The 26,659-nt window shown below is 54.3% G+C and carries 24 protein-coding genes and 1 tRNA gene; 18 read left to right on the top strand and 7 right to left on the bottom strand.

Translation table 11 applies throughout. The features are described from left to right. The first annotated feature begins 33 nt into the window (after positions 1–33). From ABIB59_RS04095 to ABIB59_RS04075, 5 genes are read left to right on the top strand one after another with little or no spacing between them, the layout of a single operon-like run. A complete protein-coding gene (locus ABIB59_RS04095) occupies positions 34–1,554 on the top strand; it encodes a TolC family protein (protein ID WP_079496230.1) in 1,521 nt (506 codons plus the stop codon). Further along, on the top strand, positions 1,551–2,312 hold the full coding sequence (locus tag ABIB59_RS04090) for an efflux RND transporter periplasmic adaptor subunit (protein ID WP_039079821.1): 762 nt from the start codon (positions 1,551–1,553) through the stop codon (positions 2,310–2,312). Before ABIB59_RS04095 ends, ABIB59_RS04090 begins: the two co-directional genes overlap by 4 nt. A 7-nt stretch (positions 2,313–2,319) precedes the next feature. After that, complete coding sequence (locus ABIB59_RS04085; RefSeq protein ID WP_039079822.1) at positions 2,320–3,645, top strand: efflux RND transporter periplasmic adaptor subunit; 1,326 nt, start codon at positions 2,320–2,322, stop codon at positions 3,643–3,645. 1 nt (position 3,646) lies between these two features. Next, on the top strand, positions 3,647–5,746 hold the full coding sequence (locus tag ABIB59_RS04080) for a site-2 protease family protein (protein ID WP_354034091.1): 2,100 nt from the start codon (positions 3,647–3,649) through the stop codon (positions 5,744–5,746). Positions 5,747–5,784: 38 nt separating this feature from the next. After that, positions 5,785–6,294, top strand: coding sequence for a GNAT family N-acetyltransferase (locus ABIB59_RS04075; protein ID WP_354034089.1), 510 nt, complete (start codon positions 5,785–5,787; stop codon positions 6,292–6,294). 36 nt (positions 6,295–6,330) lie between these two features. Here the strand turns inward: ABIB59_RS04075 and ABIB59_RS04070 are convergent, their stop codons facing one another. The 4 genes from ABIB59_RS04070 to ABIB59_RS04055 all read right to left on the bottom strand — a co-directional run bounded on the left by ABIB59_RS04070 (position 6,331) and on the right by ABIB59_RS04055 (position 8,938). Continuing rightward, complete coding sequence (locus ABIB59_RS04070) at positions 6,331–6,666, bottom strand: hypothetical protein (RefSeq protein WP_039079823.1); 336 nt, start codon at positions 6,664–6,666, stop codon at positions 6,331–6,333. Between the two features lie 17 nt (positions 6,667–6,683). Continuing rightward, entirely contained in the window at positions 6,684–7,259 is a 576-nt protein-coding gene (locus tag ABIB59_RS04065; RefSeq protein ID WP_039079824.1) for a phage tail protein, read from the bottom strand. A 603-nt stretch (positions 7,260–7,862) separates the two neighbouring features. Then, positions 7,863–7,937: transfer RNA gene (locus ABIB59_RS04060), tRNA-Arg, on the bottom strand. 74 nt (positions 7,938–8,011) lie between these two features. Beyond that, the gene (locus tag ABIB59_RS04055) at positions 8,012–8,938 is read right to left on the bottom strand and encodes a formate/nitrite transporter family protein (RefSeq protein ID WP_079496233.1); all 927 of its coding nucleotides are present in this window, start codon (positions 8,936–8,938) and stop codon (positions 8,012–8,014) included. A 309-nt stretch (positions 8,939–9,247) separates the two neighbouring features. Between ABIB59_RS04055 and mlaA the strand changes: the two genes are divergently transcribed. Next, positions 9,248–10,000, top strand: coding sequence for a phospholipid-binding lipoprotein MlaA (gene mlaA, locus ABIB59_RS04050; RefSeq protein ID WP_039079826.1), 753 nt, complete (start codon positions 9,248–9,250; stop codon positions 9,998–10,000). 48 nt (positions 10,001–10,048) lie between these two features. Here the strand turns inward: mlaA and fadL are convergent, their stop codons facing one another. Then, a complete protein-coding gene (gene fadL / locus ABIB59_RS04045) occupies positions 10,049–11,377 on the bottom strand; it encodes a long-chain fatty acid transporter FadL (protein ID WP_039079827.1) in 1,329 nt (442 codons plus the stop codon). Positions 11,378–11,747: 370 nt separating this feature from the next. Here fadL and ABIB59_RS04040 point away from each other — a divergent pair, with 370 nt between their 5' ends. From ABIB59_RS04040 to sixA, 4 genes are all read left to right on the top strand, one after another. Further along, positions 11,748–12,032: a YfcZ/YiiS family protein gene (locus ABIB59_RS04040; RefSeq protein ID WP_039079828.1), complete on the top strand. Its 285-nt coding sequence runs from the start codon at positions 11,748–11,750 to the stop codon at positions 12,030–12,032. Positions 12,033–12,194: 162 nt separating this feature from the next. Next, positions 12,195–13,505, top strand: a complete 1,311-nt coding sequence (gene fadI, locus ABIB59_RS04035) for an acetyl-CoA C-acyltransferase FadI (RefSeq protein ID WP_071196191.1) — start codon at positions 12,195–12,197, stop codon at positions 13,503–13,505. Further along, positions 13,505–15,652, top strand: coding sequence for a fatty acid oxidation complex subunit alpha FadJ (gene fadJ, locus ABIB59_RS04030; RefSeq protein ID WP_354034085.1), 2,148 nt, complete (start codon positions 13,505–13,507; stop codon positions 15,650–15,652). The genes fadI and fadJ overlap by 1 nt, the downstream gene beginning before the upstream one ends. Before the next feature lie 209 nt (positions 15,653–15,861). Then, the gene (gene sixA, locus ABIB59_RS04025) at positions 15,862–16,347 is read left to right on the top strand and encodes a phosphohistidine phosphatase SixA (RefSeq protein WP_039079831.1); all 486 of its coding nucleotides are present in this window, start codon (positions 15,862–15,864) and stop codon (positions 16,345–16,347) included. A 65-nt stretch (positions 16,348–16,412) separates the two neighbouring features. On the opposite strand, the gene smrB is transcribed toward sixA, so the two are convergent. Continuing rightward, positions 16,413–16,964, bottom strand: a complete 552-nt coding sequence (gene smrB, locus ABIB59_RS04020; RefSeq protein ID WP_039079832.1) for an endonuclease SmrB — start codon at positions 16,962–16,964, stop codon at positions 16,413–16,415. A 163-nt stretch (positions 16,965–17,127) separates the two neighbouring features. Between smrB and prmB the strand changes: the two genes are divergently transcribed. The 6 genes from prmB to ABIB59_RS03990 are packed head-to-tail and all read left to right on the top strand — an operon-like array spanning position 17,128 to position 21,655. Continuing rightward, positions 17,128–18,060 (top strand): 50S ribosomal protein L3 N(5)-glutamine methyltransferase, encoded by a 933-nt coding sequence (gene prmB / locus ABIB59_RS04015; RefSeq protein WP_039079833.1) that lies wholly within the window; start codon positions 17,128–17,130, stop codon positions 18,058–18,060. A gap of 35 nt (positions 18,061–18,095) precedes the next feature. After that, positions 18,096–19,181 (top strand): chorismate synthase, encoded by a 1,086-nt coding sequence (aroC, locus tag ABIB59_RS04010; protein WP_354034082.1) that lies wholly within the window; start codon positions 18,096–18,098, stop codon positions 19,179–19,181. Between the two features lie 3 nt (positions 19,182–19,184). Beyond that, positions 19,185–20,006, top strand: coding sequence for a penicillin-insensitive murein endopeptidase (gene mepA / locus ABIB59_RS04005; RefSeq protein ID WP_071196194.1), 822 nt, complete (start codon positions 19,185–19,187; stop codon positions 20,004–20,006). Continuing rightward, positions 20,006–20,818, top strand: coding sequence for a sulfite exporter TauE/SafE family protein (locus tag ABIB59_RS04000; RefSeq protein ID WP_071196195.1), 813 nt, complete (start codon positions 20,006–20,008; stop codon positions 20,816–20,818). The genes mepA and ABIB59_RS04000 overlap by 1 nt, the downstream gene beginning before the upstream one ends. Then, positions 20,815–21,363 carry an elongation factor P hydroxylase gene (locus ABIB59_RS03995; RefSeq protein ID WP_039079837.1) on the top strand — a complete coding sequence of 183 codons (549 nt, stop codon included), beginning with the start codon at positions 20,815–20,817 and terminating at the stop codon, positions 21,361–21,363. Before ABIB59_RS04000 ends, ABIB59_RS03995 begins: the two co-directional genes overlap by 4 nt. 13 nt (positions 21,364–21,376) lie before the next feature. Continuing rightward, positions 21,377–21,655, top strand: a complete 279-nt coding sequence (locus ABIB59_RS03990; RefSeq protein WP_039079838.1) for a YfcL family protein — start codon at positions 21,377–21,379, stop codon at positions 21,653–21,655. 219 nt (positions 21,656–21,874) lie between these two features. On the opposite strand, the gene mnmC is transcribed toward ABIB59_RS03990, so the two are convergent. Beyond that, on the bottom strand, positions 21,875–23,875 hold the full coding sequence (mnmC, locus tag ABIB59_RS03985) for a bifunctional tRNA (5-methylaminomethyl-2-thiouridine)(34)-methyltransferase MnmC2/FAD-dependent 5-carboxymethylaminomethyl-2-thiouridine(34) oxidoreductase MnmC1 (protein WP_317077068.1): 2,001 nt from the start codon (positions 23,873–23,875) through the stop codon (positions 21,875–21,877). 159 nt (positions 23,876–24,034) lie between these two features. Between mnmC and fabB the strand changes: the two genes are divergently transcribed. Further along, a complete protein-coding gene (fabB, locus tag ABIB59_RS03980; RefSeq protein WP_039079840.1) occupies positions 24,035–25,249 on the top strand; it encodes a beta-ketoacyl-ACP synthase I in 1,215 nt (404 codons plus the stop codon). Between the two features lie 218 nt (positions 25,250–25,467). Further along, the gene (locus ABIB59_RS03975; protein ID WP_039079841.1) at positions 25,468–26,649 is read left to right on the top strand and encodes an MFS transporter; all 1,182 of its coding nucleotides are present in this window, start codon (positions 25,468–25,470) and stop codon (positions 26,647–26,649) included. Positions 26,650–26,659: the final 10 nt, after the last annotated feature.

The following is a 26,659-nucleotide window of genomic DNA, read 5'->3' as shown; positions in this document are numbered from 1 at the left end:
ACTAAAATCAATTGATATATTAAGGATGGTAGCATGCAAGGTACGTTATCCGCACAACGTCATCCAGGCCGGTTTGTCCTTCTCCCTGTCGCGGTCGCTCTACTGCTGTCAGGGTGTATGGTCAAACCGCATCCTGTGAGCCTGCAAGAGCGGCAGGCCACCGCCGCCGCCGATAAACAAACGCTGTTTGGCAGCCAGGAAAAAATATCAGCGCCGGTCACTCTGGAAAATGCCATGGCCCGGGCGCTGAAATACAATATGGATTACCGCGTCAAGCTCATGGAAGAGGCCATGGGACAACGTCAGTTGGATGTGGCGAATCTGGATATGTTGCCCAAACTTGCCGCCTCTGCCGGTTATACCGCCAGGGATAAAGACAACGCCTCTTCATCGCAAAATATCGCCACTGGCGAACAATCCCTTGCTCCGTCTATCTCAACCGAAAAACAGGACCGCATGGCGGATTTAAGCCTGAGCTGGAACGTGCTGGATTTTGGCGTGAGTTATTACACCGCGCAGCAACAGGCTGATCGCGTTTTGATTCTGGAACAACGTAAACGCCGGGTAGGGCAACAGTTGGTTCAGCAAGTGCGCGAAGCATGGTGGCAGGCCGCAGGCGCGCAGCAGTTACAAGGGCGAATCGATACCCTTCTTGCTCAGGCCCAGTCCGCGCTGGAAGATGCCAGGGAGGTCGAAAGCTTAAAACTGCGTTCCCCGCTGGAAGCCCTGAATTATCAGCGTCAGTTATTGGATGTTATTCGCCAGCTAACGGCGGTGCGCAGCGCGCTGGCTCAGGCAAAACCGCGGCTGGCAGCATTAATGAACATTTCCCCTGGGCTCGATTTCAGTGTCGCGGTATCTGATGATATGCCAGTACCTAAGTTGGGTATCCCCGTCGATAAGATGGAAGATATCGCTCTGCTTAACCGTCCTGAAATGGTGGAAGCGAATTACAGCCAGCGCATCAGTGCACTGGAAACCCGTAAAGCGATCGCCAAACTATTACCGGGTATTGAGTTAAGCGTTGGGCAAAGCTATGACAGCAATAAATTCCTGACAAACAATGCCTGGGGATATGCCGGGTTACGTGTGAGCTGGAACCTGCTCAATCTGTTTAATGCCGGGCCGATTACCAAAGCGGCTGAGGCGGAAAAACAAGTCAACGATGCCCAGCGCCTGGCGTTGAGCATGGCGGTGCTGACTCAGGTGAATATCGCCTGGCTGGATTATGAAGGTAAAACCAAACAGTTTGAACTGGAACGCCAGTTGAATACGGTTGATCAAACGATTTACGAGCAGACACGCCATGCGGTAGAGAGCGGCGCATCGGCACGTTTGCAGGGTATTCTGGCTGATGCTAACGCGGTCTATTCATCATTACGGCTCTATCAGTCCTATGGCGCATTACAAAACGCCTACGGACAAATGGGGGCCAGCCTTGGGCTTGATCCTTTGCCGGAAGATACGCGTGGATATGATATTGCCTCATTGGATCAAGCCTTTAAAGGCGTTACAGCCCGCGTAAATAAGCAAATGGCAGGCGATAAACAATGAAAAAATACGCGCTGTGGTTGATGGCGGGCGTCCTGAGCGCCAGCGCGGTTGGCGCAACGACCGGCTCATCGCCGACGCCGGAGAGCACGCCGTCAGGCAGTAGTGATGGCGGGATTCGTGTTGAACTGCTCTCTCCTCATGCGGTAACGCTCTCCGGCGAAGTCGCGGCGCGCATTGCCGCACTTAAAGTATCGGAAGGCGACAGCTTTCGACAGGGCCAGACACTGATTGAGTTCGATTGTGCGACCTATCGCGCGCAACTGCGTAAGGCGCAGGCCGTGCAGGAGGCCGCCAGCCAGTTGCTGAAAGTGAACAATCAACTGGCGAAATACAATTCTGTCGGCACCCTGGAATTGACCCAGGCAAAAGGAAAGCTTGATGAGGCGGCGGCGGATGTCAGCTATATGCAAACGCTGGTCTCAAAATGCACGATCACAGCACCTTTTGATGGGCGTGTTTCAAAACGACATGCCGCCGCCTGGCAGTATATGACCCCAGGCGCACCGGTACTCGATATTGTGGCAACCCAGGATTTGGAGTTACGTATGCTGGTGCCGTCAAAATGGCTACCGCGCTTAAACGCCGGTGCCACATTCCAGGTGACGATTGATGAGTTGGGGCAGACCTTCCCGGCAAAAATCAAGCGTACAGGTGCGCAAATCGACCCTGTCAGCCAGACCATTCCGGTGATTGGCGTTATCACCGGGAATGCGGAGAATTTGTTACCCGGTATGAGTGGGTGGGCAAACTTTAATTAAGGTTGATATGGAACAAGCGCAACATAACGGGCTGGCGGTACTGCTGCATCTTCTTCATCTGGCGCGAGAGGCGCAAAGTCCGCTACGTCTGGGATTCATTATGGTGAATGAGTCCCGCCAGTTGTTGGTTTATCGCCAGGCGGCGTTCTGGCAGGAGGGGCTGCGCCGTCAGGTTGTTGCCGTCTCCGGGCTTGCGGAAGCTGACGCCACGTCACCCTATTTACAGTGGTTAAGCGGCGTTTTTCGATTTCTTTATCAACACCACCCTGAATTGCCGCCTTATGTGGCGTTAACGGCTGCGGCTTTACCTGAGTCTCTGGCTGCGGACTGGTCTCAGTGGCTACCCGCCCATGCCGTCTGGTTCCCGTTGGGATCTGCGGGGGCATTACTGTTTGCCAGCGATGAGCCCTGGGATGACGAAACCCTCCATCTGGCCCAGGAACTGATCCACGGCTACCGTTTTGCGCTGGTTCAGCATTTGCCTCACCTGAATAGCCGTCAGAAATTTCAGGCCTGGTTGAAAGCGTCGCCGCGTCGTAAATGGTGGCTGCTGGCGCCGCTGCTCCTGTTATGTATACCCGTGCGGATGAGTGTGCTTGCGCGGGCAGAGGTGGTGCCATCGGATCCCGAGCTAATTCGTGCCCCCGTAGTTGGGGTTATCGATAAAGTGTTGGTACAGCCGAATCAGGTGGTGCAGAAGGGAACGGCGCTTTTCGCCCTGGACGCAACGGTACTGGCCGGGCAGTTCGCCCTGGCAAAACAGGAGGCGCTGGCGGCAAAAGAGCGCTTTCGGATCAGTGCGCAGATGGCGGTGACCAGCGACAAGAATAAGCTGGAACTGGCTGAGGATAAATCTCGTCTGGCGGCAAAAGACATCTCGGCCGACTATGCCGGAAAGGCGCTGGATAAACTTAACGTGACGGCGCCGGGCAGCGGCGTGGTGGTGTTTTCCGATGCTGAGGAATGGCAGGGAAAAGCAGTTAACGTTGGTGAGAAAGTGATGACCCTGGCCGATCCGGAACATGTGGAGCTGGCGGCTTGGTTACCCGCGGCAGATGCTATTCATTTGCAACCGGGGGCGAAAGTCACTCTTTACCCAAACGCATCGCCCTTTAGCGCCTTTGACGCGACCCTGGTAAGAATAGCGTATAAAGCAGAGGTCAGTGATGGCAACGTGCTGAGCTATCGCCTGCAGGCCAAATTCCTTGCGCCAAAACAGACACCCATGATTGGGCAGATGGGCACCGCGCGTATTTATGGCGACTGGGTTCCTTTGGGCTACTATGCTCTGCGGCGTCCTTTGACCGCCGCCCGACAGTGGCTTGGGTGGTAGCATGGATAATTTCCTGCTTCCTCCACTGCGTCAGGAACTGACCCTGCATGCCGGGCCGGATCAGCAGGATGGCTCGCCAGGTTGGGTGCTGCACGACCCGGCGGCAAACCGTTTTTTCCTGCTGGGGTGGGCCAGTTTTGAGATGCTGTCACGCTGGGGAGCACGGGATGCCGGGCGCCTGATGAAGGCCGTCAATACGCAAACCACATTGACGCTGGATATGCACGATATCCACCACCTGGTGCAATTTCTGCGCGAAAATCAGTTATTGCAAACAGAGTCGAGTGAAGAGCTGTGGCGTTTGCATCAGCATCGCCATCGCGGTTATTTATCCTGGCTGCTCAGCCATTATCTGTTTTTCCGTATTCCTCTGGTTCGCCCGGATGCGCTTCTGGCTCGCTTGTTACCCTGGATCAGTTGGGTTTTTCGCCCGGGATTCTGGTGGCTAATGGCGCTGATAACCCTGAGCGGCTTGTTTATGGTGTCTCAGCAGTGGGATGCCTTCACGCATACGTTTTCAAGTTATGGCGGCTGGATGGCGGCGGTAGGGATTGCGGTGGCCCTGAGTGTCGCTAAAGTGGTTCACGAACTGGGACATGCGTTTACCGCCCGCCATTTTGGGTGCCGGGTGCCCGCCATGGGAATCGCTTTTTTGGTGATGGTCCCGGTGCTGTATACCGATACCAATGATGCGTGGAAATTACCGTCGCGTCGGCAACGATTATTGATTGGCGGCGCCGGAATGATGGCTGAACTGACGCTGGCCTCCTGCGCGACGTTACTTTGGTGTTTCTTACCCGATAGCCCGTTTCGCGCCGGTATTTTTCTCTTAGCCAGCACAACCTGGCTGGCGACGCTGGCTATTAATGCCAGCCCCTTTATGCGGTTCGACGGCTATTTTCTGTTATCGGACCTGCTGCAGATGCCAAATCTACACGCCAGGTCCTTCGCGCTGGCACGCTGGCACTTGAGACGAGTGTTGTTGGGGCTTGATGATCCCGAGCCAGAGCATTTCTCTGCTTCACGGCGACGTGGTTTACTTATTTTTGCCTGGCTGACCTGGTTATACCGCCTGGTCATTTTCACCTCCATCGCGTTTTTGGTTTATCACCTTTTTTTTAAAACGCTGGGGATAATATTACTGATGGTGGAACTGGGGTGGTTTGTGGTGCGACCCTTTGTTAATGAATTACAGGTTTGGTGGCGGCGGCGCCATGATTTACGCTGGGGATTCAGAACCTGGCGCACGTTGTTTTTCCTGACTGTGATAGTGCTTTTTTTGGCCGTGCCATGGCAGCGGGGCGTTTCGGCACCCGCCGTGATGGACGCGGGACAATCTCAGGCTATTTATGTGCCAGAGGATGCGTTAGTCGGGCAGGTGAATGTGCATGATGGCGACTGGGTGCAACAAGGGCAGGTACTGGCGGTATTGACGTCGGACAGCCTTGATTACCAGATAGCGCAGGCTAAGGTTATCGCTGCGAATCTGGCCTGGCAGGTTGCTCAGCAGCCTTTTTCAAAGGGGCTTGATGAACAAGGTGCGGCACTGAAAAAGCTGGCGCTGGCCGCTCAGCAGCAAATCGAAAGTTTATTACGTCAGCAAGCGCGACTGACATTAACCGCCCCTTTCGCCGGACGCATAGCGGATGCCAGCGATACGTTAAAGCCTGGCACCGTAGTGGTTCAGGGCGAACGGTTGATGCAAGTTCTGGGTAAAGAGGGTATGCGTGGTGAAGGTTGGGTGGATGAAGCTACGGTCACGACCCTGCGCCCTGGCGATGCTGCATTCTTTGTGCCGGACAGCGGTGAAACAAGGGCTATTCGCTGTAAAGTCGGTCAGGTTGACAGGCTTAACCAAACGACGCTTGACCAACCGTTGCTGGCATCGGTGTACGGAGGTGGCATTCCGGTGCAGATCATCAATGAGCGTCTGGTGCCCATCAACACCATTTTCCGCGTTCGTCTGGACGCCTGCGAAACACGCCTTTCGCCAGAACGTGAGATGGCCGGAAAAGTGGTGTTACAGAGTGAGCATCATAGTTTTTTACAACGTGCCTGGCAGTGGCTGGTGGTCAGTCTGGGTCGGGAGGCGGGGTTGTAATCCGTCTGGAGGCAGGATTTACCTTTCATAAAGGAGTCATGATGGTGTCTAAGCCCGTGGTTTCGAAGTCTATAGATGTCTTATCTTTGCGGCCTGCACGCACATCGGATATGCCATTGATTGAGCAAATTTATCAGAGTGCCAGACCTGATTTGCAATGGATTGATGGTGAACAGGCGCTTATAGAGACCGTACGAGAGCAACAGTGGTATATGATGCAGCAATCCAGCGGTGAACAGCACCCTGATGCCATGCATTTTATGGTGGAGCGTGCAGGTTCGAATGTCGGCACCGTGATGGTCGATTTTGGTCTTAATGAGGCAAGGGTGATATTCATTGCTATGTTGCCGCAAGCGCGTGGACAAGGTTACGGACGCCTGATATTACAGCAACTACAGGTTGCTGCCCGTAAAGTCGGCTGCCCGCTCAGTGCTACCGTCTGGCGAATGAATCACGATGCCCAACGGTTATATCTGGCGCTGGGATTTCGGTGTGAGGAACAAGGTGCAGTTGCGGATAAATGGGTGTGGTATCCCTCAGACAGCTAATTATATTGGCGCAGAAATTTTTTCTGCGCCAGGGCGTTAATTAAAAATGAGCTGGAAATAACTGTAAGCAGGATCTCTTCCCATTTCCAGAGTACGGTTGATATTGACGCCTTCTATTTTTAACTCCTGATGTTCAGTGGTTTCAGGTAATCGTAAGATGCCATAGACATTCACCAACGGTGTATTTGCCGTGGCCTGCAGTTCTACAATAAACGGAGTACGTGATATATTCCGCTTCGTAGGCATTTGTGCTCTTGGTAGCAATGTGACGGACTGCACTGATAAAGTTAATGCCATACCATTATCAGCATCCATCGTACAGGTTTTCCCAATAAAAGATGTAAATAAGTGGCTGTTAATTTCTTCCAGCATAAGACCCTCTGGATATGTTAATCATTGCGCATGGGAAATATTCCGGTGACTGCGATACAGAAGTTAATCGCCAGAAATGGGTTCATGACAGATACAGGGACATTCCCGCCTGTAGGGTTCAGTTGACCCGTAATACTGGTACCGCCGACGTCTACAGGATCTTTTAGTGTGGTTGACCAGATGGTTGCCAGCCCCGTGCCGCCGCCGGATGCACCAATGAACGGCGCCTGTGCTGAGGGGATACTGGCCGGTGTTGTGGGGTTGGCAGTGCCGCTGGCCTGTAATTTTACCTGTAAAGCGGGGGTATGTGTGTGTGCCGGCATATTTGCCGTAGACAACTGAACATTGGCAGTGCCACCAGTATCGCCCATGTTATGAATAACCGTTTGTAGCTGACCGAAACCAATAGGCATTCGCCCCTGGAGATTAGGCAGGTTAAACGTTGTTGCGCCATCACCACCGTAAAATTTGCCCAACAAAGCGAAAAGCGCCTGATATTGCGAAACTCTATATTGTTGCCCATTGCAGAAATCAAAATAGCTTGGTGCGTAGTTAAAAGCAAAAGGAAGAATTGTTCCCATATAACAGTCCATAACTAACTCCTTATTGATGTTGAAATGTGCAGAGCTGGAAAGATGCGAGAAAACAACATTAAAAGTGTGGCTGGTTATTGCCATTTGTCGAATAATTTACGCTAAAGCACTGCTTTATGAATATTGTACTGTTGCTACATTAAAAAAGTGGGTCTGGTTATTTACATACGATTTGGGCTATTCCGGGAGTTGTTGTATTAAGTAAGAGTGTCAGATTAAAATAATGATTCGGGGAAAGCATTTTTTAGCGGATGCTTATCCTGATAAATAGAAAATATTGACGTTGATCTCATCCGGATGGCTTTACATGGATGTATGCCTGAGAATGTCTGCCGCCTTGCGTATATTAACCGCTCAGGTCATAGCGGGCCTGAATCGCAATGCGTTGTTCCGGCGATATCCGATAATGATAAGCAGGTCGGTGTAGCTATCATAACAACAAGGGCTTATCAGTACTGATTTAGCCGATATCAGATAAATTTGTCTTTAGTTAGTTAAAAGGTAAACCAGGAAATGAAGAACACGATGACCCTCGAATGGTGGCATGGCATATGGGCATACGTCGGGAAGAGCGGTTTCGCCAGAGATCAGGAGAGGTGTGTATGGTGTCCCCTGCAGGAATCGAACCTGCAACTAGCCCTTAGGAGGGGCTCGTTATATCCATTTAACTAAGGGGACGAGGCGGCAGGAGTATACCGTCATTTCGCCTTTGCGTTAAGTGTCCTGCGCCCGAGTGGTTAAAGTGTCGCCAGTCAGCCCCTGTTTTCGGCTGTTTCCTGTTTTGCTTTGGCTTTTGCCTCAGCTTTGCGTTTGTTAATCATGTCATTGCGAATTTGCGCGTGGCTCAGTAGCGCGAAGATAAACGTACCGCCGCAGATATTTCCGGCAAGCGTCGGAAGCGCAAACGGCCAGAAAAATTCGCTCCAGTGGATATTGCCATTAAAGATGAGATAAAAAATCTCCACCGCGCCTACCACGATATGGGTGGTGTCGGCCAGAGCGATAAGCCAGGTCATCAGAATAATAACCACGATTTTCGCAGCACCCGCAGACGGGAACATCCAGACCATGGTGGCAATAATCCAGCCGGAAATAATGGCGTTGGAAAACATCTCCATCGGCGTATTCTTCATTACATCCATACCAATTTTAACGAACGCGTCGCGCGTCGGCTCATCAAAAATCGGCATATATTCAAAGGCCCACGCCGCGATACCCGTACCAATGAGATTCCCCAGCAGTACAACGCTCCACAGGCGCATCATCAGGCCAAAATTGACCCATGAGGGCTTTTGCATCACCGGAAGTACAGCGGTAACGGTGTTTTCAGTAAAAAGTTGCTGGCGGGCCATAATCACAATAATAAAGCCGAAGGTATAGCCGAGGTTCTCCAGAATAAAGACGGCCGGTACGCCTGCGAGCTGAACGTGAAAAATCCCCTTTGCCAGCAGCGAGGCACCCATCGACAGCCCGGCGGCGATGGCGGACCAAAACAGCGCCATGGCATCGCGTTCCAGCTCTTTTTCGCCGTCCTGACGGATATGCTCATGGATAGCCATCGCGCGGGAGGGGAGGCGCTCTTCATCTACTTCAATTTGCTCGCCACCTATTTTCTCTTCGCTTTCCACATCTATTCCGTCGCTGTGTTTGTCGATTTTCTCGTCTTTGATGCCGTCCATATTGCCTCTGTCTACTTGTGGCCCATGGTCTAAGCGTAGCGGCTTTTTTTAGAAGGTCTGGAGGGCTTCCTCCTAATTTGGTGGAGATGGCAGCTATGGTGATATGACTTTGGCGAAGATGAGATAAAATTGTAACGAAACGAGGGGACAAACTGCGACTATGCTCAATATGAGATTCGCGCGTTGCGTAGACAACACAAGGTGTGCTGATACAATGCCTTGCATGTTTATGACGCGAACCGAGGCAGATTGCGTTTGTGCCCTTCTGGATGGCACTGAGCGAAAGCCATTTTCTTCAGGGAGACACCTATGAAATTTCGTGTGTCGGCGATTGCGCTGGCAACCACACTGTTGGCGGGCTGCGCCAGTTCAGGAGACACGCAGGGGCGTTCAGATCCACTGGAAGGATTTAACCGCACCATGTACAACTTCAACTTTAATGTCCTGGACCCGTATGTTGTGCGTCCCGTTGCGGTGGCATGGCGTGATTATGTGCCGCAGCCCGCGCGTAACGGCCTGAGCAATTTCACCAGCAACCTTGAAGAACCGGCCATCATGGTGAACTACTTCCTGCAGGGCGATCCCTATCAGGGTATGGTTCATTTTACGCGCTTCTTCCTCAACACCTTGCTGGGTATGGGTGGCCTGATGGATGTTGCAGGGATGTCGAACCCGAAACTGCAGCGCGTTGAACCGCACCGTTTTGGTAGCACGCTGGGGCATTATGGCGTTGGCTACGGGCCGTACATGCAGTTGCCATTCTACGGCAGCTTTACGCTTCGTGAAGATGGCGGCGACATGGCGGATACGCTCTATCCGGTGCTGTCCTGGCTGACCTGGCCGCTGTCGGTTGGTAAATGGACGGTGGAAGGTATTGAAACCCGCGCGCAGTTGCTCGATTCCGACGGCCTGCTGCGTCAGTCTTCCGATCCTTACATCATGGTGCGTGAAGCCTACTTCCAGCGTCATGACTTTATCGCCAACGGCGGTAAGCTCAAACCGCAGGAAAACCCGAACGCCCAGGCGATTCAGGGTGACCTCAAGGATATCGACTCCGAATAAACGAAAAAAGGTGAGCGCGAAGCTCACCTTTTTTACGTCTGCAATAAATCAGAACGCGTAGTTAAAGTTCGCGCCGTACAGCCACGCACGACCTTCTGATGTGAACTTGTACGGGCCTTCCTGGAAGCTCACTTTCTGACCGTGCATATAAGACACGCCGACATCCACAGACGCATCTTTATTAAACGCATAAGTGGTACCTGCGCTCAGCCAGAAACGGTCCTGGTCCGGAATAGAGATAGAGCGTTTGTCGGCCGGAACCGGGCTGTCATCAAAGGCGATACCGGTACGGAAGGTCCAGTTATCGTCCATATAGTAGGTGGTACCCAGCGCGATACGGTAAGAATCTTTAAAGCTTTCATCTTTATAGAACAGAGTCTGACCGTTGCTGTTTGTCGCTTTCAGCTCCTGGAACTGACTCCAACTGGTATAGGCCATGCTGTAGTGGATAGCCCATTGCGGCGCAACGCGGTTATAGCCTGAGATTTCCCACATTTCCGGCAGGTTGAGGGTCAGAGAACCGCCAGTGGTGCTGCCATTGGTGCCCATTGGCAGACCGAAGTTGCCGAGGATCTGGTTATAGGCTGAAGGCAGACTGCTCTTGTAATCGCCATCAAAGTCGACTTTCACCTCAGAACGGTAGGTTAAGCCGTAACGGTTGTTTTTATCGAGTTCATAAAGGATACCGGCGTTCCAGCCGAAGCCCCACTCATCACCTTTCAGATAAGCTATCTGAGTATTTGCCGGGATACCTGCAACCTGCTGTGCAAGGCCTGGGATCGGTGGTAACGCGCCTGAGCCAGCAACGACTTTGCCCAGGTCACCTGCGTAGCGCTCGATCTTCGCTTTGGCATATACCGCATCAAAGCCCAGACCGAAACTCCAGTGGTTATTCAGACGATAAGCACCGCTCAGGTTCAGGTTCAGGGTTTCCAGATCTGTCTTACCGCCGTATGCGCCTGCGGCATAACTGTTATTAAACTCGGTTGCTAAACCGTAATTAGAGGTAACCGACGCGCCCCAGCCAAACTGATCATTAATTGGCGCGACGAAATGGAGGTTTGGAACCCATGCTGTTGGCGCAATATTCTTCGAATCGAGGCTGGCACCTGTCGGTGACGTGCCTGAAATATCAACATCCGGGTCAACGAAAATAGCACCCGCGGAGAAAGTCGGACGGTCAAACATCATGATCAGCGCCGGGTTGCGGCTGACGTTGCCCGCGTCATCTGCAATAGCGCCTTCGCCGGAATAGGCGCGGCCAAGACCAGAAGAAGAAAACTCGTTGAGTTGGAAGCCTGCGGACCAGGCCTGGGTGGAGACGATTGCCACTGCAACTGCGAGTGCAGATTTGGTAAACAGGTTTTTATGGCTCATGACCAAAACCTCATCCGGTTATTTTTATTTAAACTATGTTACGTGGTGTAACAGGAGCGCGAAGTGTAGGGTCTGCGGTACTTCATAGAAATCAGACCAGTGGCGAGAGTATAGGTCGGACCAGAGCAAATGTTGCAAGCTTGTATATAAAATTTTTCAATTGTGATCTTCGAAACGGGATCTGCGTGGCAAAATTGTGGCCAGCGCCGCTAATGATAATGGGTGGTTTTTGTTCTGGATCATTTTTAAGTGTGATTTCGGTCACTTAGGGCGCTTCCTCAAATTATCAACTGGAGACGCGTTATTGAGGGGGGTAAAATATGCACAACGTTTATTTGGCACCTTGGGTGCGAATTCAGAGGAAATCACAATGAGTAAATGCAGTGCTGATGAAACCCCGGTTTGCTGCTGTATGGATGTTGGTACCATCATGGACAACTCCGATTGCACCGCCTCGTATAGCCGTGTGTTCACAAACCGCACCGATGCAGAAGAGACGCTGGCTGCGCTGACGGCGCGCGCGCGTGGCGTGGAGTCAGATCCTTGCCAGATCACCTCAACGTTCACTGAGGTTGATGGCGGCGTGCGTCTGGATATCGATTTTGTTTTCGCTTGCGAAGCGGAAACCCTGATTTTCCAGTTGGGTCTGCGTTAATCTTTCTGCCTGCGCTCCTGCACCTGCGGGAGCGTTTTTTCAATCATCTCTGTGTTTTACCTCCCACTTTTTTCTTTCCCCCATTGGCTAAATGTAAATAATTAGTTAAGACTGTTATCAGGTCCGACCACTAGTGCATCATGCTGTTAACAGGGGAGTGTTATGAGTCAGGCATTACCGCTTGTCACCCGTCAGGGCGACCGCATCGCCATTGTCAGTGGATTACGTACGCCATTTGCCCGTCAGGCAACGGTATTCCACGGTGTCCCGGCTATCGATCTCGGCAAAATGGTGGTGGGCGAACTCCTTGCCCGTAGCGAAATCCCGCCGGAAATCATAGAGCAATTGGTCTTTGGCCAGGTGGTGCAAATGCCGGAAGCGCCGAATATCGCGCGAGAAATCGTGCTGGGAACGGGCATGAGTGTGCACACCGATGCCTACAGCGTCAGCCGCGCCTGTGCCACCAGTTTTCAGGCGGTGGCAAACGTTGCCGAAAGCCTGATGGCGGGGACGATTCGTGCAGGTATCGCGGGTGGTGCTGACTCCTCATCAGTGTTGCCCATCGGTGTGAGCAAAAAACTGGCTCGCGTGCTGGTTGATGCCAACAAAGCGCGCAGCACGGGGCAAAAATTAAAGCTTTTCTCCCGTTTACGGCTGCGTGATTTGCTGCCGGTGCCGCCTGCGGTAGCTGAATATTCTACCGGTTTACGCATGGGCGATACCGCCGAGCAGATGGCGAAAACCTATGGCATCACGCGTCAAGAACAGGATGCGCTGGCCCACCGTTCTCACCAGTTTGCGGCGCAGGCCTGGGCTGAAGGAAAGCTGGCGGATGAAGTGATGACCGCCTATGCGCCACCTTTTCGCGATCCGATAACCCAGGACAATAATGTACGGCAAAATTCCAGCCTCGCGGATTACGCCAAACTGCGTCCGGCCTTTGATCGTCGACACGGCACCGTGACCGCGGCGAACAGTACTCCCCTTACCGATGGCGCGGCAGCGGTGATCCTGATGACTGAATCGCGGGCGAAAGAGCTGGGTTTGCAGCCTCTGGGATACCTGCGAAGCTACGCTTTCACCGCCATTGACGTGCAGCAGGACATGCTGCTGGGACCCGCCTGGGCGACGCCGCTGGCGCTCGACAGAGCAGGGCTGACGATGGCGGATTTAACCTTACTGGATATGCACGAAGCTTTTGCGTCGCAAACCCTGACCAACCTGAAACTGATGGCCAGCGAGCGTTTTGCCCGCGATGTATTGGGCCGGTCGCAGGCAACGGGTGAGGTGGATGACAGCAAATTCAACGTGCTGGGGGGATCAATTGCTTACGGGCATCCGTTTGCGGCAACCGGCGCGCGAATGATCACCCAAACCTTGCATGAACTGCGCAGACGCGGCGGCGGATTTGGCCTTGTCACCGCCTGTGCCGCAGGCGGGCTTGGCGCAGCTATGGTTCTGGAGGCCGAATAATGGACATGACCTCAGCATTTACCCTCGTTGTACGCCCGGACAATGTTGCCGTTGTCAGTATTGATGTTCCCGGCGAAAAGATGAACACGCTAAAGGCGGAGTTTGGCAGCCAGGTACGCGCCATCCTTAAACAAATTCGTGAAAACAAACAGATTCGCGGCGTGGTGTTCATTTCCGCAAAACCGGATAATTTTATCGCCGGGGCGGATATCAACATGATCGATCGCTGCAAAACGGCCAAAGAGGCCGAAGATCTGGCGCGCCAGGGGCAGCAGATCATGGCCGAGATCCACGCGCTGTCGATCCCGGTGATCGCCGCCATCCATGGCCCATGCCTTGGCGGCGGTCTGGAACTGGCATTAGCCTGCCATCGCCGAATTTGTACGGATGATGTGAAGACGGTCCTGGGGCTGCCCGAAGTGCAGCTTGGTCTGCTGCCTGGTTCCGGTGGCACCCAGCGGTTGCCGCGTCTGGTCGGAGTAAGCACTGCACTGGATATGATCCTGACCGGTAAACAACTGCGCGCGCGCCAGGCGTTAAAAGCCGGGCTGGTGGATGATGTCGTGCCGGTGTCCATTTTGCTGGATGCTGCCGCAGAGCTTGCCGCGCAGGGCCGTCCTGCCAGCCGCAACCTCCCGGTACGTGAACGTCTGCTGGCCGGGCCGCTGGTCCGCGCGCTGTTATTCCGCATGGTCGCGAAAAAAACCGAGCAAAAAACCCAGGGCAACTACCCCGCGACGACCCGTATTCTGAATGTTATCGAAACGGGCTTAAGCCAGGGCAGTAGCAGTGGTTATGACGCCGAGGCACGCGCGTTTGGTCAACTGGCTATGACCCCGCAATCGCAGGCGCTGCGGCATATTTTCTTTGCCAGCACTGAGGTGAAAAAAGACCCCGGCAGCCCGGTTGCCGCCGGTCCGCTGCGCTCTGTTGGTGTTCTCGGCGGTGGGTTAATGGGCGGCGGGATCGCCTACGTGACAGCAGTGAAGGGTAATCTCCCGGTTCGCATAAAAGATATTAATCCGAAAGGCATTAACCACGCGCTGAAATATAGCTGGGAACAGCTTGATAAAAAGGTGCGTCGCCGCCATCTCAAATCTGCTGAGCGTGATGCGCAAATGGCGCGCATTTCCGGTACTACGGACTACAGCGGTTTTTCCCATCGGGATGTGGTGATAGAGGCCGTATTCGAAGATTTGACTCTTAAGCAACAGATGGTGGCGGAGATTGAAGCGCAGTGTGCGCCGCAGACCATTTTTGCCTCCAATACGTCGTCATTGCCGATTGGTGATATTGCGGCCAGGGCTGCACGTCCTGGCAATATTATCGGATTACATTTTTTTAGCCCGGTTGAGAAGATGCCATTGGTGGAAGTCATTCCCCATGCCGGTACCGACGAACAAACCATTTCAACAGTGGTGAAACTGGCGAAGAAGCAGGGCAAAACGCCGATCGTCGTGGCGGACAAAGCGGGTTTTTACGTGAACCGCATTCTGGCGCCTTATATGAGCGAAGCGATGCGGCTCCTGAGCGAAGGGGAACGTATCGAGAATATCGATAAGGCGCTGGTAAAATTTGGCTTTCCTGTCGGCCCAATCCAACTTTTGGATGAAGTGGGCATCGACACCGGGACTAAAATTATCCCTGTACTGGAGGCTGCTTATGGTGATCGTTTTAGTGCCCCTGCAAGCGTCGTTTCTGCAATATTGAATGACGATCGCAAAGGCAGAAAAAATGAGCGCGGTTTCTATCTTTACGGTAAGAAAGGGCGTAAAAGCAACAAACAGCCTGACCCGGCAATTTACCCGCTTGTGGGGGCATCTGGCACAGGCAAATTATCGGCAGAACAGATTGCCGAACGATGCGTCATGATGATGCTTAACGAGGCCGCACGCTGTTTCGCCGAGAAGGTGATTCGCAGCCCGCGAGATGGTGATATTGGCGCGGTGTTTGGCATCGGTTTTCCGCCTTTCCTGGGCGGCCCGTTCCGCTATATGGATACCCTTGGCGCGGGTGATATTGTCGCAACTCTGCAGCGCCTGGCTTCGCTTTATGGGGAACGTTTTGCACCTTGTCAGCTTTTGTTACAAATGGCTGAGCAGGGCGAAAAGTTTTGGGACAAGCAGGAAACTGATTTTGTAAGTTAAGGTCAAAAAAGGGTAAATCCGGCGTTGAATGAAGCGGCAATGGTTATTTTGTAAACAGTCATTGACTATACTTACGCCATTGAGGTAAAAAACAGCGTTTCATTCATCGAATGGATCAGGCACAATGCCCGGCCATTGATATTTCCTGTCGTAATGGAACTGTTCACGCGGGGAGTGTTAATGCTTCTGGTTAACAAAAGCGGTGCAATATGCAAGTTTTTATCATGCGTCACGGCGATGCAGCCCTCGATGCAGCCAGCGACTCAGTTCGTCCTCTAACCCCTTGTGGTTGTGATGAATCTCGTCAGATGGCAACCTGGCTGAAAGGTCAAAAAGTGGATGTCGAACGTGTTCTGGTCAGCCCGTTTCTTCGTGCTGAACAGACGCTAAACGAGGTGGGTGAATGCATGAACCTGCCCGACAACGTGGATGTCCTGCCCGAACTGACCCCTTGTGGTGATGTTGGTCTGGTCAGCGCCTATCTCCAGGCGTTGGCAAACGAAGGTACTTCCTCTGTGCTGGTGATTTCTCACCTGCCGTTGGTGGGGTATCTGGTGTCCGAGCTTTGCCCGGGTGAAACACCGCCAATGTTCACTACCTCCGCGATTGCCAGCGTGACGCTGGATGAGAGCGGTAAAGGCGTTTACAACTGGCAAATGAGTCCCTGCAACCTGAGAATGCCAAAAGCAATCTGATTCGCCGGACCGTGAAAAAAAGCCGCACTTGTGCGGCTTTTTACGTTTCTGCGCGTCCGTTGCGTTCAGGGAAGCTCAGGCGGCTGCCACTCTTCGACTTCAATCAACACCAGTATTGCCGCATCGCCACCGTACTCTTTGGGTGCCTGGTGAAACGCCATAACATGCGGATGTTGTGCCAGCCAGAGCGGTGTCTGCTGCTTGAGAATATGTTTACCGTGCCCGTGCATGACGCAGGCACAAAAGACGTGTTCGCGTCGGCAGGCGGCGATCAGCGCCCCCAGCTCCTGCTTAGCCTGTAGCTGCGTTAAGCCGTGCAGGTCGAGGAACAGATCCGGGGAATAGTCACCGCGGCGGATCTTCTTTAGTTCAAAATGGCTGACATCGTCGCGCACATACTTCACCGGCCCTTCGGTGTTCAGCAATGGCTGAAATTCATCAGAGAAATAGTGGCTGTTATCCGCCTGCTCCGACAACAGGCGCTTCACCGGGACTTCACTGATTTTTTTACGTGTCGGGCGGTGGACTACCGTATCCTGCTTTATTTGACGCGTGCCGGTCATTAATTGTCGGAACAGCGTCTGCTCCTCCTCGCTAAGCGATGGTTTCTTTTTCATCTGCGCATCTCATCTTTTATTTCTTTTAGTGTACCCGACTCGCTCCCTGCTGTTCAGCAAAATGCATTTTTAGGCCGCGACGCGAAGCGACAATGCTGATTTATCGCCGTCTTCATGGCAAACTAGCCGCCGAATTTCTTGCGAGCGTGTCCTGGAGGATAAGATGGATAAAATTTTCGTTGATGAGGCAGTAAGTGAACTGCATACCATTCAGGACATGTTGCGCTGGTCGGTAAGCCGATTTAGCGCGGCAAACATCTGGTACGGCCACGGCACCGATAACCCGTGGGATGAAGCCGTACAACTGGTGTTGCCTACCCTTTACCTGCCGCTGGATATCCCGGAAGAGATGCGCAATGCGCGGCTGACCTCCAGCGAGCGTCACCGTATCGTTGAGCGAGTCATTCGTCGCGTCAATGAACGTATCCCGGTTGCCTACCTCACCAATAAAGCCTGGTTCTGCGGCCACGAGTTTTACGTTGATGAACGCGTTCTGGTGCCGCGTTCACCGATTGGTGAGCTAATCAATAACCACTTCGCCGGGCTTATCGACGCACAGCCGCAGCACATTCTGGATATGTGTACCGGTAGCGGCTGTATCGCCATAGCCTGCGCTTACGCCTTCCCGGAAGCGGAAGTGGACGCGGTAGACATCTCCCCGGATGCGCTGGCGGTAACAGAACACAACATTGAAGACCACGGCCTGATTCATCACGTCACGCCGATTCGTTCCGACCTCTTCCGCGACCTGCCAAAAGTGCAGTACGACCTGATTGTGACCAACCCGCCGTACGTTGATGAAGAGGATATGTCTGATCTGCCATCAGAGTATCGCCATGAGCCGGAACTTGGGCTGGCGTCTGGTAGCGATGGCCTGAAACTGACGCGTCGCATTCTGGCCTGCGCCCCAGATTACCTCACCGACAATGGTGTGCTGATTTGTGAAGTGGGCAACAGCATGGTACATCTGATGGAACAATATCCGGATGTACCGTTCACCTGGCTTGAATTTGATAATGGCGGTGACGGTGTCTTCATGCTGACCAAAGCGCAGTTGCTGGCCGCGCAGGAACATTTCAGCATCTATAAAGATTAAAACGCTAACAACATAACGACGACAACGGAGCCGTAATGGCAGGAAACACTATTGGACAACTCTTTCGCGTAACGACCTTCGGCGAATCGCACGGCATTGCGCTGGGCTGCATCGTCGATGGCGTACCGCCGGGCATTCCACTGACCGAAGCCGACCTCCAGCATGACCTGGACCGACGCCGCCCCGGCACCTCGCGCTATACCACCCAACGCCGCGAACCGGATCAGGTGAAAATTCTCTCCGGCGTGTTTGAGGGGGTGACCACCGGCACCAGCATCGGCCTGCTGATTGAAAATACCGATCAGCGCTCTCAGGATTACAGCGCAATCAAAGACGTCTTCCGTCCGGGCCACGCTGATTACACCTACGAGCAAAAATATGGCCTGCGCGACTATCGTGGCGGTGGCCGCTCCTCGGCGCGTGAAACCGCAATGCGTGTAGCGGCAGGGGCGATTGCCAAGAAATTTCTCGCCCATAAATTTGGCATCGTGATCCATGGTTGTCTGACCCAGATGGGCGACATTCCACTGGCGATGAAAGACTGGGATCAGGTCGAACAAAATCCGTTTTTCTGCCCCGACCCGGACAAAATCGACGCGCTGGACGAACTGATGCGTGGGCTCAAAAAAGAGGGCGACTCCATCGGTGCGAAAGTTACCGTTGTGGCGGACGGTGTTCCGGCGGGCCTCGGCGAGCCGGTCTTTGATCGTCTGGATGCCGATATCGCCCATGCGATGATGAGCATCAACGCGGTTAAAGGCGTGGAGATTGGCGACGGCTTTGGTGTGATCAACCTGCGCGGCAGCCAGAATCGCGATGAAATCACGAAAGACGGTTTTCAGAGCAACCACGCGGGCGGCATTCTGGGCGGTATCAGCAGTGGGCAGCAAATCGTTACCCATATCGCGCTGAAACCGACCTCAAGTATTACCGTTTCGGGACGCACGATTAATCGCTTTGGCGAAGAAGTAGAGATGATTACCAAAGGGCGTCACGACCCGTGTGTCGGTATTCGCGCGGTGCCGATCGCCGAAGCGATGCTGGCCATTGTGCTGATGGACCATTTTATGCGTCAGCGCGCGCAGAATGGCGATGTGACGACCACTATTCCTCGCTGGTAAACAATGAAACGAATTGCAATTGCGCTACTGGCGTTTTGCGCAACGCTGACCTGCCAGGCGGCAACGCCCTGGCAGAAAATTACCCATCCGGTTGCGGGCACACCGCAATCGATCGGTGCTTTCTCGAATGGCTGTATTGTTGGCGCGCATGAACTGCCGCTGCAATCCGACACCTACCAGGTCATGCGTACCGATCAGCGACGCTACTTTGGTCATCCGGACCTGATTCTGTTTATTCAGCGTCTGGGTAATCAGGTGCATAACCTGGGGCTGGGGACGGTGCTGGTGGGGGATATGGGTATGCCAGCCGGCGGGCGCTTTAACGGCGGTCACGCTAGCCACCAGACGGGGCTGGATGTGGACATTTTCCTGCAACTGCCGAAAGCACGCTGGAGCTCAGCGCAATTGTTAAAACCGCAGGCGCTGGATTTGGTTTCCAGCGATGGCAAGCAGGTGGTGTCGTCATTATGGAAACCTGAAATTACCAGCCTGATTAAGCTGGCGGCGAAGGATAACGACGTCACGCGCATTTTCGTCAACCCGGCCATTAAGCAGCAGTTATGCCTGGACGCCGGTACAGACCGTGACTGGCTGCGGAAAGTGCGTCCCTGGTTCCAGCATCGCGCGCATATGCATGTCCGTTTGCGCTGCCCGGCAGATAGCCTTGAGTGCCAGGATCAGCCTTTGCCGCCGGATGGCGACGGCTGTGGCGCGGAATTGCAAAGCTGGTTCAAACCGGCCAAACCTTCTACGACTCCTGAGAAGACGACACCACCGCCGCTGCCTGCTTCCTGTCAGGCATTACTGGATGAGCACGTATTGTAATGGATGCATTTCAAGAGATATTTATGGTGTCGCCACTGCTTCTGGTGGTGCTTTTTGTGGTCGCCACGCTGGCGGGATTCATTGATGCGTTAGCCGGTGGCGGCGGTTTACTGACCGTACCTGCATTGCTGGCCGCCGGGATGACCCCGGCGCAGGCGCTGGCCACCAATAAACTGCAGGCCTGCGGTGGCTCCATCTCTTCCACGCTCTATTTTTTGCGCCGTAAAGTGGTGAGTCTTGCCGATCAGAAACTCAATATTCTGATGACCTTTATTGGTTCAACGTCGGGTGCGCTGCTGGTTCAGCATGTTCAGTCTGATATTTTGCGCCAGATTTTGCCGGTTCTTATCATCTGTATTGGTCTCTACTTTTTGTTGATGCCAAAACTGGGTGAAGAGGATCGCCAGCGTCGGCTGCATGGCCTGCCTTTCGCGCTGGTTGCGGGCGGCTGTGTGGGGTTCTATGACGGCTTTTTTGGCCCCGGTGCCGGGTCATTTTATGCGCTGGCGTTTGTAACGCTGGCCGGTTTTAACCTCGCCAAATCTACCGCGCACGCCAAGGTGCTTAATGCCACCTCTAATATCGGCGGGCTGTTGCTGTTTATCATTGGCGGCAAGGTGATCTGGGCAACGGGCTTTGTGATGCTGGCGGGCCAGTTCCTGGGGGCGCGTATGGGCTCACGTCTGGTGCTCAGCAAAGGGCAAAAACTCATTCGTCCGATGATTGTTATCGTCTCGGCAGTAATGAGCGCAAAATTACTTTATGACAGCCATGGGCAGGAGATCCTCCAGTTTCTGGGGGTGAGTGCATGAACACCACAACACATCACTACGAACAATTAATTACCCTTTTTGACGGCTGCTTTGCCGACGATTTTAATACCCGTCTGATTAAAGGCGACGACGAACCGATCTATCTTCCTGCTGATGAAGAAGTGCCTTATAACCGGATCGTCTTCGCTCACGGGTTCTATGCCAGCGCGTTGCATGAGATCTCCCACTGGTGTATCGCCGGGAAAGCCCGTCGCGAGCTGGTGGATTTTGGTTACTGGTATTGCCCGGATGGTCGTGATGCGGCGACCCAGTGTCAGTTTGAAGACGTAGAGGTTAAACCGCAGGCTTTTGACTGGTTGTTCTGCGTGGCGGCGGGTTATCCGTTTAACGTCAGTTGTGACAACCTGGAAGGGGATTTTGAACCGGATCGCGTTGTATTCCAGCGCCGCGTGCATGCGCAGGTAATGGAGTATCTCGACAAAGGGATCCCGGAACGTCCGGCGCGTTTTATTAAGGCGCTGCAAGATTATTACCACACGCCTGAGCTAAAGGCGGAACACTTCCCCTGGCCGGAAGATTTATAACTGAGGAAAGAAGATGATCGCAGAATTTGAATCGCGCATTCTGGCGTTAATTGATGACATGGTAGAGCACGCCAGTGACGATGAGCTGTTTGCTGGCGGTTATCTGCGTGGGCATCTGACGCTGGCGGTGGCAGAACTGGAAGCGGGGGAGGATCATTCATCCGCAGCGCTGCACGCCCGGGTGTCGGCGAGCCTGGAAAAAGCCATTCAGGCGGGTGAGCTGTCTCCGCCTGATCAGGCGCTGGTGATGGGGATGTGGGACACGCTGTTCCAGAAGGCGCAGGCACAGTAATCGAGCTTGCTTGTAGCCCGCTAAGCGTAGCGCCAGCGGGGAATATTCCCGGTGTAGCATGGGTGCGCGGGTTTCCCCCTCACCCTAACCCTCTCCCTCAAGGGAGAGGGGACCGTTCGTGCTCGCATTTTTGTGGGGATTCCTCACTCCTCAAGATAGAGGAGACAGATCGAGCAGGTTTTTCTCCCTCTCCCCGTGGGAGAGGGCATCAGCCTGCACTCACTTAACCTGTTTCCCCTTCAACAATTTTCTCACCCACAGACGATTAGGATTCAGCGCGGCCAGCGTGTCACCATCCAGCGGCAATGGCTCCTCACTCATCTGCGAGGCCAGAATCTCCGCCGCCAGCGGCGCACTGCACAATCCGCGTGAACCGAGCGCGCCAAGCATAAACAACCCGTCATAAACCGGTGCGCTCACCGCATCCGTTCTCTCTTCTGCAAGATGGGCATATGCATTCAGTGTCGCGGCGTAATCCGCCACATTACCCACTAACGGCAAATGATCCCGGGTTGCACAGCGCACACCGCAGCGCGCTTCACCGCCGCTGACATCAACGTCTTTCGCCCACTGTGCCTGTGGGAAGCAGTTCAACAAACGCTGGCGGTTTTGTTGCTGATCCTCCTCGCTATAAGCGGTCTCCTCCTGCCCACGGTGGTAGCTTGCGCCAATACAGTGATGCTGATTGTGCGGGTTTTGCGGTGTCAGATAACCGTCATAGCAGAGTACCTGACGCAGTTCGCCCAGTTTCGCCGTCGTGGGGATATGGCTGACCTGCCCGCCAACCGGGTAAACCGGCAGCTTTTCGGTCTGGGCGAAATGGCTGATGCGGTGCCCGTTCGCCAGCACGACGCAGGCGTGAGCGCGCTGGCCGCCATCGGCAAACTCCAGCCGCCATTCGCCAACCTGCTGAACCAGGCTTGTCACCGGGTGGTTGAAGTGCACGCATAATCCCTGACGCTGTGCTAATACCAACACCGCCGCCGTCAATTGTGCCGGACACAGCCAGCCGCCAGCCGGATAATGAATGCCGCCGCATCCGGTCTCTACGCCCGCCCTTTGCGCGACCGCTTCGGTGCTGACCGCATGGGCAATAGCATCCGGCAGGCCCAGCGTCAGCATCTGGCTAATTTTTTGCTGACTTTTCTCGTCGTACCCCAGTTGGGTGACCCCGCACCAGTCATGATCGAAATCGACGGGCAGGGCGTCATACAGTCGACGGGCGAAGGTAAACGCGGCGGGGAAAAAGTGGGCCAACGCCGGGTCGTGTGCACTGAGCAGCGGATACAGCGCGCCTTGCCGATTGCCGGATGCCCCCTGTGCCGGTTCGTCATCGGCGCAGTAGAGCGTCACCTGCCAGCCGCGACGCAACAAGGCCAGCGATAGCAGCGCACTGGCGATACCGCCGCCGACAATCGCAGTAGCGCGTTTTTCCGTGCCAGTGCGGGCAAACCACGGCGCACGCAGCACGGGCAGGGTGGTGCTTTCCATTACCCCGGTGAGCATTTCCCGCTTGCGGCCGAACCCTTTGCTTTTGCGCATGGTGAAGCCTGCGTCCTGCAACCCACGGCGAACGAAACCAGCAGAGGTGAAAGTGGCCAGCGTCGCGCCGGGACGCGCCAGTCTCGCCATTGCGTTAAACAGGCCCTGTGTCCACATGTCCGGGTTTTTCGCCGGCGCAAAACCGTCGAGAAACCAGGCATCAACCTGCTGTTGTAGTGAATCATCTAAGGTTTCGGTCAGTTCATTGATATCGCCAAACCAGACATCCAGCGTCACGCGGCCACCGTCCAGTAACAGTCGATGGCAACCGGCAAAGGGCAGCGGCCACTGCTGCTGTAACTGCTCTGCCCAGGGGGCCAGTTCCGGCCAGTGCTGGTGCGCCAGACGCAGATCGTCTTTCGTTAAGGGGAATTTTTCGAAACTGATGAAATGTAATCTTTCCAGGGTAGCCTGCGGACTGGCGCGGCGAAAGGCATCGAACGCCTGCCACAGAGTCAGGAAATTGAGACCCGTACCAAAGCCGCTTTCCGCGACGACAAACAGCGGGCGGGGATGTCCGACAAAACGCTCTGGTATACCGTTGCCGCCAAGGAAAACATAACGGGTCTCTTCGAGTCCGTTATCGTTAGAGAAATAGACGTCATCAAAATCTCGGGAAACAGGTGTACCCTCAGCGTTGAATTCGAGGTTGGCAGATTGTATAGCGGTTTGTTTCACGTAAGTTACTCGTCGGACAGGCAGTGCCATGATCTTAACGATGTGCGCCCCAGGGCGCAAATTTACCCATTAATTGTCTGATCGGACTTGTTCGGCGTACAACTGTACGCTATCTTGCGACACGAAAACTTAAATTAGTGCGACTTACAGGGGTATTGAATGAAACGTGCAGTGATTACTGGCCTGGGCATCGTTTCCAGCATCGGTAATAACCAGCAGGAAGTCCTGGCCTCTCTGCGTGAAGGACGCTCAGGGATCACTTTCTCTCAGGAATTCAAAGATTCCGGAATGCGCAGCCACGTATGGGGTAACGTCAAACTGGATACAACCGGTTTGATTGACCGTAAAGTGGTTCGTTTCATGAACGATGCCTCTATCTATGCTTTTCTCTCCATGCAAGAAGCCATTGCGGATGCTGGCCTGAGCGCAGAGGTTTATCAGAACAACCCGCGTGTTGGCCTGATTGCCGGTTCCGGCGGCTCTTCAAAAGCGCAGGTCTTCGGTGCGGACGCAATGCGTAGCCCGCGCGGCCTGAAAGCAGTGGGACCGTATGTCGTGACCAAAGCAATGGGCTCTGCGGTTTCCGCGTGCCTCGCAACGCCGTTTAAAATTCACGGTGTGAACTACTCCATCAGCTCCGCCTGTGCCACTTCCGCACACTGCATCGGTAACGCGGTTGAGCAGATCCAACTGGGCAAACAGGACATCGTTTTTGCTGGCGGCGGCGAAGAGCTGGGCTGGGAAATGGCCTGTGAGTTCGACGCCATGGGCGCGTTGTCGACCAAATACAACGAAACCCCGGAAAAAGCGTCCCGTACCTATGACGCCCACCGTGATGGCTTCATCATCGCAGGCGGCGGCGGTATGGTTGTGGTTGAAGAACTGGAACATGCGCTGGCACGTGGCGCGCACATCTATGCTGAAATCGTGGGCTATGGCGCAACGTCTGATGGCGCTGACATGGTTGCGCCGTCAGGTGAAGGCGCAGTGCGCTGCATGAAGATGGCAATGCACGGTGTTGATACCCCGATCGACTACCTGAACTCCCACGGTACGTCTACACCGGTCGGTGATGTGAAAGAACTGGGTGCGATTCGCGAAGTGTTCGGCGACAACAGCCCGGCTATCTCTGCGACCAAAGCCATGACCGGTCACTCTCTGGGGGCGGCTGGCGTGCAGGAAGCAATCTACTCACTGCTGATGCTGGAGCACGGCTTTATCGCCCCGAGCATCAATATCGACGAGATGGATGAGCAGGCTGCTGGCCTGAACATCGTCACCAAACCGACTGACGCGACGCTGAATACCGTCATGTCCAACAGCTTCGGTTTCGGCGGTACTAATGCCACGCTGGTGATGCGTAAGCTCAAGTAAGCCTTTGAATTTCGAAAAGGGAGCCAACGAGCTCCCTTTTTTATGCGGTTTTTTATGCATTGACAAGCCGCTGCATGGGCAGGCAAACTTCACCCGCAACATTATCCCCCTGATAATGCGTAAGCGTTTAACGTTATCCAACGCACCTTAATCCTGAACATCAGGTGGAGGGGGCGTGGCTTTTTTTCCTCGCCTTACTCTGCGGTACGGAGTAATGCATGTCTGTAGAGACTCAAACACTTTCTTCCTCATCCGGCACGGGCACGAATGCGTTGCTGCGGCTGGTGATTGCCGTTTTTTTGACCTATATGACCATCGGGTTACCGTTGCCCGTCATCCCGCTCTTTGTGCACAACGAACTCGGTTACGGCAATACCATGGTGGGCATCGCCGTCGGTATCCAGTTTCTGGCGACCGTCCTGACGCGAGGCTATGCCGGGCGTCTGGCCGATCAGTTTGGCGCAAAGCGCTCGGCGCTGCAGGGGATGTTGGCCTGCGGGCTGGCTGGCGTCGCCTGGTTGCTGGCGGCCTGGCTACCGGTAAGCGCACTGGCAAAATTCGGCTTGCTGATTGTCGGGCGTTTAATTCTGGGCTTTGGTGAAAGCCAGTTGCTCACAGGAACACTCGCCTGGGGGATGGGGCTGGTGGGGCCTAAACGCTCGGGCAAAGTGATGTCCTGGAACGGTATGGCAATTTACGGTGCGCTGGCCGTCGGCGCGCCGCTCGGTCTGCTCATTCACAGTCGTTTTGGTTTTGCCACCCTGGCGGCGATCACGATGGTTTTACCACTGCTGGCGTGGGCATTTAATGGCGGCGTACAGAAAACGCCTGCTCATTCGGGGGAACGTCCCTCCCTGTGGGGCGTGGTCGGTCAAATCTGGCAGCCGGGCCTTGGCCTTGCGCTACAGGGTGTAGGTTTCGCGGTTATCGGTACCTTCGTTTCGCTCTACTTTGCCAGTAACGGCTGGGCAATGGCCGGGTTTACGCTGACGGCATTTGGCGGTGCCTTTGTTCTGATGCGTCTGCTGTTTGGCTGGATGCCGGATCGCTTTGGCGGCGTGCGGGTGGCAACTGTTTCGTTGATGGTGGAAACGGTGGGCCTGTTATTGCTCTGGCAGGCGCCGAACGCCTGGGTGGCGATGGCCGGTGCGGCATTGACCGGCTGTGGCTGTTCGTTGATTTTCCCGGCGTTGGGCGTTGAAGTGGTGAAACGCGTTGCCCCGCAGGTTCGCGGTACTGCACTGGGCGGGTATGCGGCATTTCAGGACATCGCGAACGGTATCAGCGGTCCACTTACCGGCCTGCTGGCGACCTCGCTGGGTTACCCGTCGGTATTCCTGGCCGCAGCAATTGCGGCGGTAACTGGCATTGTGGTGACGCTGATTTCATTTCGAAAATAATCGTCTTTTC

The sequence above is a fragment of the Citrobacter sp. UYEF32 genome (genome assembly GCF_040546205.1).
Classification (GTDB): Bacteria; Pseudomonadota; Gammaproteobacteria; order Enterobacterales; family Enterobacteriaceae; genus Phytobacter; species Phytobacter diazotrophicus.
Note: the sequence above shows the minus strand (reverse complement) of the source record. Positions and strands in the feature narration are given on the sequence as shown.